The sequence below is a fragment of the Streptomyces sp. GL_148 genome (assembly GCF_057834205.1).
In genome coordinates this window covers 965180-980205 of the sequence record NZ_CM174396.1, presented here as the reverse complement: position 1 = coordinate 980205, position 15026 = coordinate 965180, and the positions used below count along the sequence as shown (strand labels likewise).

General features: G+C 73.3%; 15 protein-coding genes. 8 read left to right on the top strand and 7 right to left on the bottom strand.

Going from position 1 to position 15026, the window contains the following annotated elements:
- Nucleotides 1-178 precede the first annotated feature (178 nt).
- Entirely contained in the window at nucleotides 179-1474 is a 1296-nt protein-coding gene (locus AC3IYI_RS04440; RefSeq protein ID WP_489411882.1) for a geranylgeranyl reductase family protein, read from the top strand.
- A 228-nt stretch (nucleotides 1475-1702) separates the two neighbouring features.
- Here the strand turns inward: AC3IYI_RS04440 and AC3IYI_RS04435 are convergent, their stop codons facing one another.
- Nucleotides 1703-2161 (bottom strand): nitroreductase/quinone reductase family protein, encoded by a 459-nt coding sequence (locus AC3IYI_RS04435; protein ID WP_489408955.1) that lies wholly within the window; start codon nucleotides 2159-2161, stop codon nucleotides 1703-1705.
- A gap of 148 nt (nucleotides 2162-2309) precedes the next feature.
- Between AC3IYI_RS04435 and AC3IYI_RS04430 the strand changes: the two genes are divergently transcribed.
- Both AC3IYI_RS04430 and AC3IYI_RS04425 read left to right on the top strand, forming a co-directional pair.
- Nucleotides 2310-3008, top strand: a complete 699-nt coding sequence (locus AC3IYI_RS04430; protein WP_489408954.1) for a TetR/AcrR family transcriptional regulator — start codon at nucleotides 2310-2312, stop codon at nucleotides 3006-3008.
- Between the two features lie 226 nt (nucleotides 3009-3234).
- A complete protein-coding gene (locus AC3IYI_RS04425; protein WP_489408953.1) occupies nucleotides 3235-4194 on the top strand; it encodes a spherulation-specific family 4 protein in 960 nt (319 codons plus the stop codon).
- Between the two features lie 31 nt (nucleotides 4195-4225).
- Here the strand turns inward: AC3IYI_RS04425 and AC3IYI_RS04420 are convergent, their stop codons facing one another.
- The 3 genes from AC3IYI_RS04420 to AC3IYI_RS04410 all read right to left on the bottom strand — a co-directional run bounded on the left by AC3IYI_RS04420 (nucleotide 4226) and on the right by AC3IYI_RS04410 (nucleotide 6138).
- Nucleotides 4226-5014 (bottom strand): DUF6892 domain-containing protein, encoded by a 789-nt coding sequence (locus tag AC3IYI_RS04420; protein WP_489408952.1) that lies wholly within the window; start codon nucleotides 5012-5014, stop codon nucleotides 4226-4228.
- 9 nt (nucleotides 5015-5023) lie between these two features.
- Entirely contained in the window at nucleotides 5024-5302 is a 279-nt protein-coding gene (locus AC3IYI_RS04415; protein ID WP_489408951.1) for a DUF6332 family protein, read from the bottom strand.
- Nucleotides 5303-5391: 89 nt separating this feature from the next.
- Nucleotides 5392-6138, bottom strand: a complete 747-nt coding sequence (locus tag AC3IYI_RS04410; protein ID WP_489408950.1) for a maleylpyruvate isomerase family mycothiol-dependent enzyme — start codon at nucleotides 6136-6138, stop codon at nucleotides 5392-5394.
- 45 nt (nucleotides 6139-6183) lie between these two features.
- Here AC3IYI_RS04410 and AC3IYI_RS04405 point away from each other — a divergent pair, with 45 nt between their 5' ends.
- Together AC3IYI_RS04405 and AC3IYI_RS04400 are read left to right on the top strand one after the other, a co-directional pair.
- A complete protein-coding gene (locus AC3IYI_RS04405) occupies nucleotides 6184-6888 on the top strand; it encodes an alpha-ketoglutarate-dependent dioxygenase AlkB family protein (protein WP_489411881.1) in 705 nt (234 codons plus the stop codon).
- A gap of 43 nt (nucleotides 6889-6931) precedes the next feature.
- Complete coding sequence (locus tag AC3IYI_RS04400; protein WP_489408949.1) at nucleotides 6932-8311, top strand: ROK family transcriptional regulator; 1380 nt, start codon at nucleotides 6932-6934, stop codon at nucleotides 8309-8311.
- A 116-nt stretch (nucleotides 8312-8427) separates the two neighbouring features.
- Here AC3IYI_RS04400 and AC3IYI_RS04395 read toward each other — a convergent pair whose 3' ends face one another.
- Complete coding sequence (locus tag AC3IYI_RS04395; protein ID WP_489408948.1) at nucleotides 8428-9096, bottom strand: ATP-binding protein; 669 nt, start codon at nucleotides 9094-9096, stop codon at nucleotides 8428-8430.
- 228 nt (nucleotides 9097-9324) lie between these two features.
- Here AC3IYI_RS04395 and cds1 point away from each other — a divergent pair, with 228 nt between their 5' ends.
- Together cds1 and AC3IYI_RS04385 are read left to right on the top strand one after the other, a co-directional pair.
- A complete protein-coding gene (cds1, locus tag AC3IYI_RS04390; RefSeq protein ID WP_489408947.1) occupies nucleotides 9325-10455 on the top strand; it encodes an L-cysteine desulfhydrase Cds1 in 1131 nt (376 codons plus the stop codon).
- 176 nt (nucleotides 10456-10631) lie between these two features.
- Nucleotides 10632-11198, top strand: a complete 567-nt coding sequence (locus tag AC3IYI_RS04385; protein ID WP_489408946.1) for a hypothetical protein — start codon at nucleotides 10632-10634, stop codon at nucleotides 11196-11198.
- A gap of 95 nt (nucleotides 11199-11293) precedes the next feature.
- Here the strand turns inward: AC3IYI_RS04385 and AC3IYI_RS04380 are convergent, their stop codons facing one another.
- Nucleotides 11294-11770, bottom strand: coding sequence for an SRPBCC family protein (locus tag AC3IYI_RS04380; RefSeq protein ID WP_489408945.1), 477 nt, complete (start codon nucleotides 11768-11770; stop codon nucleotides 11294-11296).
- A gap of 166 nt (nucleotides 11771-11936) precedes the next feature.
- Between AC3IYI_RS04380 and AC3IYI_RS04375 the strand changes: the two genes are divergently transcribed.
- Nucleotides 11937-12509 carry a GNAT family N-acetyltransferase gene (locus AC3IYI_RS04375; RefSeq protein ID WP_489408944.1) on the top strand — a complete coding sequence of 191 codons (573 nt, stop codon included), beginning with the start codon at nucleotides 11937-11939 and terminating at the stop codon, nucleotides 12507-12509.
- Here the strand turns inward: AC3IYI_RS04375 and AC3IYI_RS04370 are convergent.
- Complete coding sequence (locus tag AC3IYI_RS04370; protein WP_489408943.1) at nucleotides 12482-14992, bottom strand: right-handed parallel beta-helix repeat-containing protein; 2511 nt, start codon at nucleotides 14990-14992, stop codon at nucleotides 12482-12484. The two genes, AC3IYI_RS04375 and AC3IYI_RS04370, sit on opposite strands and share 28 nt — an antisense overlap.
- Nucleotides 14993-15026 lie beyond the last annotated feature (34 nt).

The window sequence follows — 15026 nt, the reverse complement described above, 5'->3', positions numbered from 1 at the left end:
GCAGTCGATCTCGCGCCGTAGGATTTCCCCGGCATCGGAGCAACGGCATGAACCGCATGATCAGGAGCAGCAGCACATCGTGAGCAGCGACGAGAGCGACAGCGGCGACGTACGCGACGCGCAGGCAGGACAGGCCGATCAGGGGGCGGACGCGCAGACGGCCGGGGGGACCGGCGAGGTGTGGGACGTGGTCGTGGTCGGGGCCGGGCCTGCCGGGTCCTCGGCCGCGTACGCGGCGGCCGCCGCGGGGCGGCGCGTTCTGCTGTTGGAGAAGGCGGAACTGCCCCGGTACAAGACCTGTGGCGGAGGCATCATCGGCCCCTCGCGGGATGCGCTCCCGCCGGGTTTCGTGCTGCCCTTCAAGGACCGCGTGCACGCGGTCACCTTCTCGCTGGACGGGAAGTTCACCCGGACCCGGCGCTCGAAGCAGATGTTGTTCGGGCTGATCAACCGGCCCGAGTTCGACGCGGCGCTGGTCGCCGAGGCGGAGAAGGCCGGCGCCACGGTCCGTACGGGTACGGCCGTCGCGCGGGTGGAACAGCACGGGGCGTCCGTGCCCGACCGGCGGACCGTCGCAGTGATCCTCGCCGACGGCGAGACCGTCCTGGCGCGGTCCGTGGTCGGGGCGGACGGCAGCGCGAGCCGGATCGGCGCGCACGTCGGCGTCGAGATGGACCAGGTCGACCTCGGCCTGGAGGCGGAGATCCCCGTCCCGGAGACGGTCGCCGCGGACTGGAAGGGCCGGGTCCTCATCGACTGGGGACCCCTGCCGGGCAGTTACGGCTGGGTCTTCCCCAAGGGCGACACCCTCACCGTCGGGGTCATCTCGGCGAAGGGCGAAGGCGCCGCGACCAAGCGGTACCTGGACGACTTCATCGCCCGGCTGGGCCTGTCGGGTTTCGAACCGGCGCTCTCCTCCGGACACTTGACCCGTTGCCGCAAGCCCGGATCGCCGCTTTCGCGCGGGCGGGTCCTGGTCGCGGGCGACGCGGCCGGACTGCTGGAGCCGTGGACCCGGGAGGGCATCTCCTTCGCGCTGCGCTCGGGGCGGCTCGCCGGGGAGTGGGCCGTGAAGATCTCCGAGGCCCAGGACGCCGTGGACGCGCGGCGCCAGGCCCTCAACTACGCCTTCGCCGTCAAGGCCGGGCTGGGCGTGGAGATGGGCGTCGGCAAGCGGATGCTGGAACTGTTCGAGGCCAAGCCGGGCCTGCTGCACGCGGCGATCACGGGCCTTCGGCCGGCCTGGCTGGCCTTCGCCCGGATCGCCCGGGGCTCGCTGACGCTGGCCGAGATGGTGCGTACGTACCCGGTGGCGCGCAAGGCGCTGCACGTCCTCGACGCACGGCAGGCGCGGAGCCGGGGCGCGGCCGCGGGAGGAATCGGGGGCGGAACCGCGGGCGGAACCGTGGCCGAGGCCGAGGCCGGATCCGGATCCGGGGAGCAGGACGGAACCCAGGGCGGGGGCAAGGGCTGAGCCCAGGGGTGAGCCCGGAGCTGAGCCGCGGGTTGCGCCTGGGGTTGAGCCGAGGGTTGCGCCCGGGCTGGATGGAGTCGCCGCTCCCGATGGGGGAGCGGCGGCGCCGAAGTGCGGAGTGTGGCGGTCTTGCCGGGTGTGCCGGCGAGGCCGCCGCCGCGTTTCGGGGCCGGGGTGGCGACAGGCGGGCGGCAGGTTCCCCGAGGCCGCCCGGGGCGGCCGGGAGGGTCAGGGGGTGAGCGTGATGCGGAAGACCGGGTGGTCGGGGGCGGCGGCCCGGAGCTCGGACTCGGAGGACTTCGCGGTGACCCCGTTGAAGAACCGGTTGACCTCCCAGCCCCACTTCTTCAGGTATCCGCGCAGGACGACGGCCTGCTCGGCGGGGTCGGTGATCTCGGTGACGGTGAAGGTGTGCACGGTGCGGCCCAAGCGGAGCTCGCCGCCGCCCGCGGCGCGCATGTTGCGGACCCACTGGGAGTGGCCGCGGGCGGAGACCAGGTACCGGGTGCCGTCCTGGGTGTACGGGTTCACCGGGATCCGCTGCATCGTGCCGGAGGTGCGGCCGCAGACGGACAGCTCGGCGGTTCCGGCCACGCTCATGCCGAGGCGGGCGAGCTTGCCGATGAGGGCGTTGAAGCGGATGTCGAGCGGGCCGGCCTGGACGTAGTACGGCTTGGGCGCGTTCATCGTGGCCTCCGAGGAGTTTGGGAGAGCGCTGCTCTCGCTTGAGAACAGTGTGCACGGATCGGCGCTCCAAAACAAGAGCAGTGCTCTCTCAATGGATCGACGCTCTCGTTGTTGGGCGGTGCTCTGCCTGCATGGCACACTGACTCCCATGAGTACCGTGCGAGGGGCCAGGGAACGAGCCCGCATCGAAGTCACCGCCGCCATCAAGGACGAAGCGCGCCGCGCGCTCGCGGCGGAGGGCGCCGCCAAGCTCTCGCTGCGCGCCGTCGCCCGGGAGCTGGGCATGGTCTCCTCCGCCCTCTACCGCTACTTCCCCAGCCGCGACGAGCTCCTCACCGCCCTGATCGTCGACGCCTACAACAGCGTCGGCGCCGCCGCCGAAGACGCCGGCGCCCGCTCGCTCGCCGCCGGCGGCACCCCCCGCGCCCGCTGGGCCGCGGTCTGCGCGTCCGTCCGCGACTGGGCGCTGGAGCACCCGCACGAGTACGCCCTCATCTACGGCTCGCCCGTTCCCGGCTACACCGCCCCCCTCGACACCGTCGGGCCCGCCTCCCGCGTGGGCAACACCCTCATCGGCATCGTCCGTGCCGCCTACGAGGGCCGTGGCATCTCCCTCCCGCCGCTCCCCGCCGAGCTGCGCCCCGAAGCCGCCCGCATGGCCGCGGACTTCGCCGAAGGCCTGCCACCGGAGGCCGCAGCGGCCCTGGTCGCCGCCTGGGCGCAGCTCGTCGGACTGATCTCCTTCGAACTGTTCGGCCAGTTCAACCGGGTCGTCGAGGACCGTGCCGCCTTCTTCGCGCACGCCGCCGGACAGCTTGCGCACGGGGTCGGACTGCCCGCCGTATAGGACGGCACGGGCAGTGCGGGGTCCGTCCGGTACGAGCCCTGCGGGGCCGTACCGGCGGAGCGGGGAAAGTTCGCTTGTCAGTTCCTCGTACGGAAGCAGGGGAATCGGCCCTGGTGCGCCCGGCCGCCCGTCTAGTGTTCCTCGGGCCGGGCTCCCGTCCCGGCCGTCGTCCCCGGCGCCCGGCCATCGCTCCGGCGCCGCCCTGCCGTCGCCCCGAGGAGCAGTCATGACCCGCGCCGCGAAGGCCGTTTACGCCGTCCTCGCCACCCTCTTACTGGCCGCGCCGGCGCCGGCCGTCACCGCGTCGGCGAGCTCGGAGCCGAGCGGCGCCCAAGCCCCGGACCGCGCCCCGGCCCCCGATTTCAGACCGACGCCCCGGGCGGCCGGCGTACGGGGCCTGGAGATAGCCGTCCCGGCCTACGTCTGGGCCGACGACCCGATGCTCGTCGATCTCACCGCCACCAGCCCCGCCGCCTCGGTCGTGGTCCTCAACCCGGGCAACGGCGACTCCCCGTTCGACGCCCCCTGGCGGGCCCGCGCCGACGTCCTGCGCACCGGCACCACCGCCACCGGCGAGAAGACCAAGGTGCTCGGCTACGTCCACACCGACCACGGCAACCGCGACATCGCCGCGGTCAAGGCCTCCGTGGACAACTACCTGAAGACTCCCGACGGCCGCCTCCACGTGGACGGCATCTTCTTCGACGTCGTCAGCCGCGACTGCGGCCCGGCCAACGCCGTCCGTGACCACTACGCGGAACTCCGCGGCTATGTGCAGGACACCATGGAGGCCATCGCCCCCGGCACGGCGGACCTGGTCGTCAACAACCCGGGTACGGCCATCGCCGACTGCTTCCTGGAGCCCGGCCGCCGCACCGCCGACGTCTTCGTCACCTTCGAGGACACGTACGCGGCCTACACGGGCGCCGGCTGGCTCGGCGGCAACGTCTTCAACGCGCTCACCGGCTACCGCTCCGGCGCCGAAATCGACCCGAGCGGCACCGCGTTCTGGCACCTCGTACACGACGTCCCGGACGCCACCGCGATGCGCGCGACGCTTCGCACGGCCTTCGAACGTGGCGCGGGCTACGCCTACGCCACCAGCGCGAAGATGCCCAACCCCTGGAACGCGCAGCCCAGTTGGACGTACCGCGCCCAGACGTCCTACGCGTCGAACGTGGGCTGAGCCGCGCCGGTTCCCCGCACTGCCGGGAGCGTCACCAGTCGAAGGCGAGGGTGACACCGCGTGCGGCGAGGCCTTCGATGACCCGGGCGTTGTCGAATGCGGAACGGACCGGGTGCTCGTCCCCGCGGATGCGGGCGAAGCGGCGGTGGCGCAGCGTGCGCAGGGACGTGATGCGCTCCAATGGCGCGAGGTCGATCACGTCGTGGCCTTCGGCGTCGTGGCAGCCGTCGAGGGAGAGGTGCTCCAGCGGGAGGCCGCTCAGGGGGCGCAGGTCATCCACTCGCTTGGAGCCCAGCGTGAGTGAGGTCAGCGTGCGGGAGCCGGCGAGGGGCGCGAGGTCCGTCGCGTCGTCGTAGCCCCCGGTCAGGGTGAGCGCACGGAGCTGGTCGCAGGAGGCCAGGGGCGTCAGGTCGGTGACCTCGGTCAGCTCCAGATGAAGTGCTTCAAGGCCGGGCAGGGCCGTGCCCAAGCCGTCGAGTGCGCGAATGTGGAACTCCTCGCACTCGCCGCCCCACTCGCTCCAGACCAGGGCGATGGCCTTCGAGGAGGTGTGCCACCTCAGCTCCCGTACGGTGGCGCACTGGGCCTCGGTGACGGGCAGTCCGAGCAGGGCATCGGCCACGTCCTGCCGGTAGTCGAAGCTCTCGAGGCCGTCGAGCCACTCCTCGCAGACGGCATCGCACGCGTCCCCGCAGACGTGCGCGCCTTCGGACACCGGGGGCTGGAAGAGCGGCAGCGTGCCCGCTTCCATCAGCTGACTGACCACCGCCAGCCGCAGATTGGTGTCGGTGAGCGCGTTGAGGGGGACGGCGATGCGCATGCCGGGACTCTAGTGCCCGGCCCCGTGTCCCTCGCACGGCGGGACGTCGTTCTGCGGCCGCCGGGCGAAGCGCCACAGGACGTGCGTGACCCGGAGCAGGAACACCGTCGCGGCCAGGACGCCGCCCACCGTCGCCAGGGTTCGGCCCACGGCGGGGGAGAGGCCGAAGGCGAGGACCGGGCCGTACAGCGCCGCGAAGACGAGTCCGGCCGCGAAACCGCCGCTGACGAAGGCGTACACGATCTCGATGGTGACCGCGTCCCGGTCGGCCTGCCTGCGTTGCTCCATGCACGCAGTCTCTCCGCGCGGGACGCACCACCACAAGGGTTCCCGCCGGTGCGGCGGGCCGCCGCACCGGCGGTTCGCGGGCCGAGGGGTCAGATTCCGGCCGTTTCCACCCAGAGCCGGGCCAGTTCCGCGTCGCCCGTCACGCCGGGACCGGTGAGCGGCTGCCGGTTCCACAGCGCCGAGTAGAGCCAGGCGGCCTCGCCCGTCAGCGTGCAGTCGGCCTCCGCGCCGTCCGCGTCCCCGCGCACCGTGCGCGCCGGCTCCTGGGACAGGTGTACGGTCCACACCGCGCCCGTGTCGGAGGCCCGTACCCGCATCACCCGCGGCTCCGCCGTCCGGACCCGGCTCTGCGGCCGCGCGTGGAACCCGGTCAGCAGCTCGTCCACCCCGTCCTCCGCGAAGGCGGGATCCACCGGCCCGAAGGGCACGCCCAGCGCGGCTTCCGCGTCCATCCGGTGCACGGTGGTCTCGTGCGCCTGGCGCCGCGCCCAGAAGGCCAGCGGCGAAGGCGGCGCGGTCGGCAGGAAGGTCCAGCACTGCGCGTCGGCCGACGTGCCGGTCAGCGTCCGCACCAGCGTCGCGTGGCCCTCGCGGAACCAGGCCAGCAGTTCCGCGCCCACCAGCTCCGGAGCCTCCGGGAACGGCGCCCGCTCGGTCAGGCCCTGCGCCACGTACCCGGTGGCCCAGCGGTGCACGGAGCCGGTGTGGCGCAGCAGGTCGGCAACCCGCCACTGGGGGCAGGTGGGCACCAGGGCGTCCGTACCGGCCCGTTCGGCGGTGGCGGCGAGCTGCTCGCCCTCGCGGGCCACGGTCTTCACATAGCTGATGATCTCCATGCCGGGAGTCTCGCAGCAGCCCGCGGGGACGCACAACGACGGATGATGGAGGTCACGGAGGAGGTGGCGGAGGAGGTGGGAATGGTCATGGAGCACCCGGGCGGCGAGCTCTTCCCGCGCGAGCGAACCGAGATCGTGCCCGGCGCCGTGCACGTGCCCGACTGGCTGGGGCCCGGGCGGCAGCGGGAGTTGGTGGAGGCCTGCCGGGGATGGGCCCGGCCGCCGGCCGGGCTGCGGACGGTGCGCACCCCGGGCGGGGGGACGATGACCGCCCGGCAGCTGTGCCTGGGGCTGCACTGGTACCCGTACGGATACGCGGCCACGGCCGTCGACGGGGACGGCGCGCCGGTCAAGGCGATGCCCGACTGGCTCGCACGGCTGGGACGCAGCGCCGTGGCCGCCGCGTACGGGCAGGCTCCGGATCCGCTCGTCGCGTACGACATCGCCTTGGTCAACTTCTACGAGGGCGACTCCCGCATGGGCATGCACCGGGACGCCGAGGAGCGCTCCGAAGCCCCCGTGGTCTCGCTGAGCCTGGGTGATTCCTGCCTCTTCCGCTTCGGCAACACCGCCTCCCGCGGGCGTCCGTATCGGGACGTTGAGCTGCGCAGCGGGGACCTGTTCGTCTTCGGAGGACCGGTCCGACGGGCCTTTCACGGGGTGCCGAAAGTCCTGCCCGGCACCGCTCCGGCCGGCCTCGGGCTGACCGGGCGGCTGAACATCACACTGCGGGTCGGCGGGCTCGGCTAGCAGGCGGCGTCCTCGACGCTCCGATCATGCGAGGATCGCTGTCATGAACGGCAACGGGGCCCCGCGGCGGGTGGGGGATGTGACCACGGTGTCCGCTGGGACGGACGGGACAGGCGGGACGGGCGGGACGGAAGGGGCCGGCACGGCCGAGGGGTCCGACAGGGCTTCGGCCTCGGCATCTGCCTCCGCTGCGGCCTCCGCGTCCGCGGCAGCGGGCTCCGCGCGGACCAAGCTGGAGCGGGGCCGTGGCGCGCTCGGGCCGGCGCTGGAGCTCGTCCACACCGGCCGGGCCCCGACCCGCGCGGTCCTGACGGCCGAGCTCGGCGTCACGCGCGCCACCGCCGGCGCCGTCGCCGCCGAGCTGGAGGCGCTCGGCCTGATCCGCGTGGACTCCCGCCCCGGCGGGGCCGGCGGAACCCAGGGCCGCCCTTCGCACCGGCTCTCCGTGGACGAGAACGGCCCGGTGGCCCTGGCGGCGCAGGTGCACTCGGACGGGTTCCGGGCCGCCCTGGTCGGCCTCGGCGGCCGGATCGTCGCCACGGCTCCCGGCAGGGTGCCCGTGTCGGCCGACCCCGCGCAGGTGCTCGGCGCGGTCGTCGAAGCCGGGGCCGCGCTGCTCGCGCAGAGCGGCCGGCGCTGCATCGGCGCCGGCCTCGCGGTGCCCTCGGCGGTCGCGGAGCCGGAGGGCACGGCGCTGAACCCGCTGCACCTGGCCTGGCCGGCCGGCTCCCCCGTCCGGGCCATCTTCGCCGACTGCGTGAAGCAGGCCGGTATCGACGGCCCGGCGCTGACCGGCAACGACGTGAACCTCGCCGCGCTCGCCGAGCACCGCCACGGCGCAGGCCGCAGCGCCCAGCACCTGCTGTGCGTGGCCACCGGGCACCGCGGGGTCGGCGGGGCGCTCGTCCTGGACGGCCGTCTGCACAGCGGGAGTTCGGGCCTGGCCCTGGAGGTCGGCCACCTCACCGTGAATCCGGAAGGGCGCGCCTGCCACTGCGGCAGCCGCGGCTGCCTCGACGTGGAGGCCGACCCGCTGGCCTTCCTCACCGCCGCCGGACGCACCCCGGGCCCCGAGGTGTCCCTGCTCCAGCAGGCCCGCGACCTGCTGCGCGAGGAGTCCGCGGACCCGGGGGTACGGGCCGCCACCGAGGAGCTCATCGACCGGCTCGGGCTGGGCCTCGCGGGCCTGGTCAACATCCTGAATCCGGACCGCATCATCCTGGGCGGACTCCACCGCGAGCTGCTCTACGCCGACCCCGAGCGGCTGCGCGCGGTGGTCGCGGACCGCAGCCTGTGGGGGCGCAGCGGCGGCGTGCCGATCCTGCCGTGCACGCTCGACCACAACAGCCTGGTCGGCGCCGCCGAGCTGGCGTGGCAGCCGGTGCTGGACGACCCGCTCGGGACCCTGGGCGCGGCGGCCTAGGGCCTGTCGTCAAACTCCCGTCGTCGCCCGAAGGGCGGCCGCGCGGCAGACGGGAGTTTGACGACAGGCCCTAGAGAGCCTGGACGGCCCCTCCGGGCGGCTGCGGCGGCCGGAGGCTACCCGGGCCGGGCGCCGACCGAGGCGGACACCGACAGGCCGGCGGAGACCGGCTCGGGGGGTGCGGCGGCGGGCGGGGCCGGCGCGGGTTCCCGTACGGCCTTCTTCTCGGGCGGCGACGCCGGCTTCTCGGCCAGGAGCACCGGGTGGCGTTCCGGTGCGGCCGGGCCGGGGGTGGCGCGCAGGGAGAACCACACCACCTTGCCCGGGCAGTCGTCCTGCCGCCTGGCGCCCCACGCCTCGCTCAGCGCCTCCACGAGCGCGAGCCCGCGTCCGGAGGTCTCCAGGGCATCGACGGAGGCAGCATCGACAGGGACCGCATCGACAGGGGCAACGTCCGCGGGGCGAGCGGCCCCGGAAGCCCCGGCGGCCCCACAAGCCCCGGCGGCCCCGGAATCCCGGAGCATCGGGAGGCGGGGGTCGCTGTCGTAGACGGAGACCGTCAGCCGGCCGAGGCGGAGCTCGATCTCGACCGTGCAGGTCTTGTCCGGCTGCGCATGGCGGTGGACGTTGCTGAGCAGCTCCGTCACGCCGAGCGCGGCCCGGTCTATGAGCGGATCGAGCTGCCAGTGGCGCAGTTGCGCCGAAACGATTCGGCGGATCTGTCCGATCCGCAAGGGCAGGGCCTGCAGTTCGACGACGCAGTGCCTGCGGGAATGACTGATCACGGCTGCGACTCCCCGACATCAGTGTTACGGGTGCTGCACCCTCGGTGACGCCTCCCCAGGGTCACCCACTGTGGGCCGGTGTGCAACCGAACGCGATCGAAAGTGATTCGCATAGATACCCAAAGTGACCGTTTGTGCAGGTGGGCGGGGTACATTTCGAAAGCGAGCGGTGCGCAGACACGCCTTGCGCGCACTCGGAACCTCGGGAAGTACGAAGGAGCACGGCGCATGAGCACCACCACCGGTACGACCGCCACGACCATCGACGTCGACCGCAGCGACGCGGACTACCGCGCCTGGCTGAAAGAGGCCGTCCGCAAGGTGCAGGCGGACGCGAACCGCTCCGCCGACACCCACCTGCTGCGCTTCCCGCTCCCGGAGGCCTGGGGCATCGACCTCTACCTCAAGGACGAGTCCACCCACCCGACGGGCTCCCTCAAGCACCGCCTCGCCCGCTCCCTGTTCCTCTACGCCCTCTGCAACGGCTGGATCCGCCCCGGCCGCCCCGTCATCGAGGCCTCGTCCGGTTCCACCGCCGTCTCGGAGGCGTACTTCGCCAAGCTGATCGGCGTCCCGTTCATCGCCGTCATGCCGCGTACGACGAGCCCCGAGAAGTGCCGGCTCATCGAGTTCCACGGCGGCGAATGCCACTTCGTCGACGACTCGATGAAGATGTACGAGGAGTCGGCCGAGCTCGCCGCCCGCACCGGCGGCCACTACATGGACCAGTTCACGTACGCGGAGCGGGCGACGGACTGGCGCGGCAACAACAACATCGCCGAATCGATGTACCAGCAGCTGCGGTTGGAGCGTTACCCCGAGCCCGCCTGGATCGTGGCCACGGCCGGCACCGGCGGCACCTCCGCGACGATCGCGCGCTACGTGCACTACATGCAGCACGACACCCGCATCTGCGTCCCGGACCCCGAGAACTCCTGCTTCTTCGACGGCTGGACCCGGAGTGACCCGCACGCCACCAGCGACTGCGGCTCGCGCATCGAGGGCATCGGCCGGCCCCGGATGGAGCCGAGCTTCGTCCCCGGGGCCATCGACCGGATGATGCGGGTGCCGGATGCCGCGAGCGTCGCCGCGTGCCGTGAGCTGGAGAGGGTGATCGGCCGCAAGGCCGGCGGTTCCACCGGTACCGGAGTGTGGAGCGCGCTGAAGATCATCTCGGAGATGGTGGCGGAGGGCCGCACGGGCAGCGTCGTGACCCTGCTCTGCGACGGGGGCGAGCGCTACCTCGACAAGTACTACTCCGACGCGTGGCTGGCGCAGCAGGGGCTCGACATCGCCCCGTACGCGCGGACGCTCGAGACCATGCTGGCGACCGGCGTGTGGAGCGAGCCCGTCAGCTGAATCGTTTCCCCTGGCCGGTGCCGGGTCCGCTGGCTACGCTGTGCTGACTTTGGACGGGGTACGACGCGGGGTGGGGAGCCATGGCGGAGTCGGCGGACGGCGGTACGGGAACACAGGGCCAAGGCGGGGGCGGCGAGGGCTCGTTGGCCTGTCCCCGGTGCGGCCGGGAGGACCAAGTGCTGGGCGTGTCCGCCGCCTACCTGCGGGCCAAGGCCAAGCTGAGCGTGGAGAGAAAAGGCAGCGACGGCGAGGACGTCACGACCCGCGAGGAGAACTCGGCACTGGCCAAGGCCCTCGCGATCGCCCCGGACGAGCCGGACGACAGCGCCATGGGCTGCCTCGGGGCGGTGCTCGTCCTGGTGGCGATCGGCGCCTTCATCTGGGGCGGGATGGCGGGGAAGTGGTTCGAGGGCGATGCGGCCCCGCAGTTCTACGGGGGCGACGGAGACCTCCCCTTCGGAGTCGATGACCCCACGACCTACCTGGGCTGGATCTCGGCGGCCTCGGTGATCTTGGCCCCCGTGCTGATAGCCCTGTCGGGCCGGGCCGTACGGGCCTGGCGCCGCCGGACCGAACCGGGCCGGGTGGCCGCCGACCGCGTCTGGGCGGAGGCCTGGTACTGCGGCCGCTGCGGCACGGTCCACTTCCCCGGAGAACGGGCCATGACCTTGCAGGAGTTCCGCACCCGCGTCTGGTCGGCGGGCGGTTACGGGGACCTGGCGGTCCGGCACCCCGCGATCTGAACCGCGACGGGCCCGTGGCCACGACCCCGTAGGCACGGCGGCGCCGACTGCTGACGCAGCGCGCTCCTGGCGTGGGCCCCGGCCGGCTCGTCTGATCAGCCCCGTGCCGCCAGTCGCAGGTCCAGTGCGCGGACCGCCGAGCGGAACGAGTGGCCGAGGCCCGGGCGGGCCGCGGTCAGGGCGAGGCGTACGGGGGTCGGGCCGTCCGCCGCGAAGGTCCACTGGATGTGGGTGCCGGAGCCGGAGGGGGAGAGGCGCCACTCCTCCAGCAGGGCCCGTATGCCGGGGGCGTTGGTCTCGTCGACCCGGTACGCGTAGCGCCGCTCCGGATCCGCGGCCATGATCGTCTCCTGGAACCGGACCCCGCCCGCCAGTTTGATCTCGCGCCCGGCGCCCCCGTGGGTGGGCCGGGCCAGGGTGACCGCCCGGAACCAGCGCGGCCAGCCCTCGACCTCCTCCGCCAGCGCCCGGTAGACGGCCTCGGGAGCCGCCGTGGTCCGGCCGGCGAAGACCAGGCGGGTGGGGGCGACCTCGATGAAGTCCAGTCCTACGGGGCGGAGTCGACGGGCCATGGCGGCACTCCCTCGGTTGGGCGGGCGGTCGGCTGCAGTCGGTCGCAGTCGGTCGCAGCCGACGGCATCCGGCGGGCTGTCACTTTAGCTGTCGGTCCGTCAGTTGTCCGCCGCGGGGTGACGAACCCGTTTCGCGGACCGGGTCCCGGCCGGGACAATGCCGTACATGCTTATCAGAGCAGCGCACATCGACGAGCTGTCCCTCCTGCAGGACATCGAGAGGGCATCCGGGGAATGCTTCCGAACCATCGGCATGCCGGAGATCGCCGACGACGAACCGATTCCGCTGGAGGAACTCCTCGGCTACCGGCGGGCCGGACTGGCCTGGGTCGCGGCCGAGGGCGCCGGGACGGGGAACCCCGTCGGCTATCTCCTCGCCGACCGCGTCGACGGGAACCTCCACGTCGAGCAGGTGTCGGTGCACCCGGACCGCGCCCACCGCCGCATCGGCCGGTCCCTGCTGGAACACCTCGCGGAGCGGGCCCGGGCGGAGGGCGCCCCCGCGCTGACCCTCACGACCTTCACCGACGTACCGTGGAACGCCCCGTACTACGTCCGGTGCGGCTTCCGGACCCTGGACGAGAGCGGCCTCGGCCCCGGCCTGCGGGACATCCGGGACCGCGAGGCCGTGCACGGGCTCGCCCGCTGGCCCCGGGTGTGCATGCGCCGGGACCTGCTCGCGGGACGTCGAACCCCGGGGGCGGCGTCCGGTCAGAGCTCCGGAAGGTCCGCCGGGTAGAGCAGGGTGAGGTCGTCCTTGCTCGGCTCCGACAACTGCGCGACCCGCCCCGCGTGCCGCTCGACCATCGACTCGAAGGTCTGGCGCGCGGTGCGGCCGTTGCCGAAGGCGGGCCCCTTGGGCAGGTCGGTGAAGTAGGTCAGCAGTGCGTCGGAGGTCTTCTCGCCGAGCAGGTACTCGTGCTCCTCGGCCTGCTGCTCCACGATCCGCAGCAGCTCCGCCGGCCCGTAGTCCCCGAAGGTGATGGTCCGGGAGAAGCGCGAGGCCACCCCGGGGTTCACGGTGAGGAAGCGGTCCATCTCCGCCGTGTATCCGGCGACGATCACCACCACCGCGTCCCGGTGGTCCTCCATCAGCTTCACCAGCGTGTCGATCGCCTCGCGCCCGAAATCGCGGCCCGAGTCCTCGGGCGCCAGCGCGTACGCCTCGTCGATGAACAGCACCCCGCCGCGCGCCCGGTCGAAGGCCTCCTGCGTGCGGATCGCGGTGGACCCGATGTGCTCGCCGACCAAGTCGACCCGGGACACCTCCACGAGGTGGCCGCGCTCCAGCACGCCGAGGGAGGCCAGGATCTCCCCGTACAGCCGGGCCACGGTGGTCTTGCCGGTGCCGGGGGAGCCGGTGAAGACCAGGTGGCGGCGGACCGAGGCGGCCTTGAGCCCCGCCTGCTGCCGGCGCCGGCCCACCTCGATCATGTCGGTGAGCGCGCGGACCTCGCGTTTGACGCTGTCCAGCCCCACCAGCGCGTCGAGGTGTCCCAGGACCTCGACCGAACCGCGGGCCGCGGGCTGCCCGGTCGCCGCGGCGTCCGTCTCGTCGGCCGGCCGCTGGGCCGGCACCCGCTCGGCCGTGCCCGCGGCAGCTACGGATCCCGGCGCGGCCGACACCGTGCGGATCCCCGTACGCTCCCCGGCCCCCGCCACCCCTGCCCCCGAGCCGACACCCGAGCCGACACCCGAGCCGGAGCCCAGGCCGGAGCCCAGGCCGGAGGCGGACCGGGCGGCGAGGCGCGGTCCGGACTCGTCGCTCGTGCAGTCCTCGGCGGCCGGGCCGTCCTCCGCGAACTCGTAGCCCCCGCGCGCGCAGCGCTCGGTGTGGCAGCGGTGCAGGGAGGTCCGGCAGCCGTCGATGACGTGGAAACCGAAGCCCGCACTGCCCGTGACCCGGCACGCCGTGAAGGTGCCGCGCCCGCCCGCCGACACGTAGAACCCGGCTTCGGCGGGGGAACTGACCGTGCAGCGCTCCAGCGTGGGGTCCGCGCCCTTGGTGACGATCACGCCGGTCTGGACGGAGTCGATGGTGCAGTTGGCGAGCGTGCCGCCGCTGCCGTGGTCGCGGAACCAGGCCCCCGTGGCCGCCTCCCGGATCCGGCAGTCGTCCAGCTGGGCCGTCGCTCCGTCGCTCACCGAGACGGCGGTGTTGCGCACTTGGGAGATGTCGCTGTCCACGACGTCCACCCGCGAACCCCGGTCCAGTACGAACAGGGCGTCCGGTACGTCGTGCACCCGGCAGGAGTCCAGCGAGACCCCGGCCCCGTCGCTGATCCAGACGGCCGGATAGTCGCCGGTGCTGTCGTGGATCTCGCAGGAGTCGGCGACGACGCGGGTGCCGGGATCCCACACGGACAGGCCGTTGCGGCCGAAGCGGCGGACGGTGGTGCGGCTGAGGGTGAGCACGGAGCGCGAGCGCAGGTCCACCGCGTTCTCGGGGATGTCGTGGATGTCGCAGCCGGCGAGCGTGAGGACGGCGTCCGTGTCGAGGGTGACCCCGTCGGCCGAGGTGCGGTGGACCGCGCAGTCGGTGAGCACGGCCGTGGCCCGCGCGGCGATCTGCACGCCGGCGCCCTTGATCTCGTACACCTCGCAGCCCAGCGCCTCCAGGCCCGAACCGTCGCCGGTCACGGCGATGCCGGCGCCCGTGGCGTGGTGGATCCGGCAGCGCTCCAGCCGCGGGCGGCCACCGCTGCGCACGGAGACCCCGGTCTGGCCGGCGGCCACGACCTCGCAGTCGGCGAACACCCCGCCGCCGCCGTCCAGTACGGCGATGCCGGTTCCGGCGGAATTCTCCACCGTGCAGCGCCGGACCAAGGGCCGGGCGCCGCTCCCGCGGACCTCGATGCCGGCCGCCGAGCGGGTGCTCACCCGCAGGTCGGTGAGCTCGGGGGACCCGTCCTCGACGAGCAGCGCGGGCGCCGTGGGGTCCTGGCCCTCCAGGTGGAGGTCCTGGATGACCGCCGAGGCGCGGACGGTCAGCGCGACCCCGTCGAGCGGTGCGATCCGCACCGAACCGAGCGAGCCCTCCGGGCCGCGCAGGGTCACGGCGTGGTTCAGCACCAGATTCTCCCGGTAGGTGCCGGGCGCGATGGACAGGACGTCGCCGTCGCCCGCCACGGCCAGCGCGGCGGTCAGCGTCGGATAATCACCGGAGCGGCGACGCCACCGCGAGGAACCGCCGTGCGTCACCTGGACCGTGCCCTGAGCCATGGTGCTGTCGTGCCCCCACCCTCGTGTTCCGTAG

Bases quoted from the DNA above. Each gene is read 5' to 3' on its own strand.
- AC3IYI_RS04425 (WP_489408953.1), top strand. From the start codon at position 3,235: ATGACCCGCGCCGCGAAGGCCGTTTACGCCGTCCTCGCCACCCTCTTA.
- AC3IYI_RS04420 (WP_489408952.1), bottom strand. From the start codon at position 5,014: ATGCGCATCGCCGTCCCCCTCAACGCGCTCACCGACACCAATCTGCGG.
- AC3IYI_RS04380 (WP_489408945.1), bottom strand. From the start codon at position 11,770: ATGGCCCGTCGACTCCGCCCCGTAGGACTGGACTTCATCGAGGTCGCC.
- AC3IYI_RS04375 (WP_489408944.1), top strand. From the start codon at position 11,937: ATGCTTATCAGAGCAGCGCACATCGACGAGCTGTCCCTCCTGCAGGAC.
- AC3IYI_RS04405 (WP_489411881.1), top strand. From the start codon at position 6,184: ATGGAGGTCACGGAGGAGGTGGCGGAGGAGGTGGGAATGGTCATGGAG.
- AC3IYI_RS04410 (WP_489408950.1), bottom strand. From the start codon at position 6,138: ATGGAGATCATCAGCTATGTGAAGACCGTGGCCCGCGAGGGCGAGCAG.
- AC3IYI_RS04400 (WP_489408949.1), top strand. From the start codon at position 6,932: ATGAACGGCAACGGGGCCCCGCGGCGGGTGGGGGATGTGACCACGGTG.
- AC3IYI_RS04430 (WP_489408954.1), top strand. From the start codon at position 2,310: ATGAGTACCGTGCGAGGGGCCAGGGAACGAGCCCGCATCGAAGTCACC.
- AC3IYI_RS04415 (WP_489408951.1), bottom strand. From the start codon at position 5,302: ATGGAGCAACGCAGGCAGGCCGACCGGGACGCGGTCACCATCGAGATC.
- AC3IYI_RS04435 (WP_489408955.1), bottom strand. From the start codon at position 2,161: ATGAACGCGCCCAAGCCGTACTACGTCCAGGCCGGCCCGCTCGACATC.
- AC3IYI_RS04370 (WP_489408943.1), bottom strand. From the start codon at position 14,992: ATGGCTCAGGGCACGGTCCAGGTGACGCACGGCGGTTCCTCGCGGTGG.
- cds1 (WP_489408947.1), top strand. From the start codon at position 9,325: ATGAGCACCACCACCGGTACGACCGCCACGACCATCGACGTCGACCGC.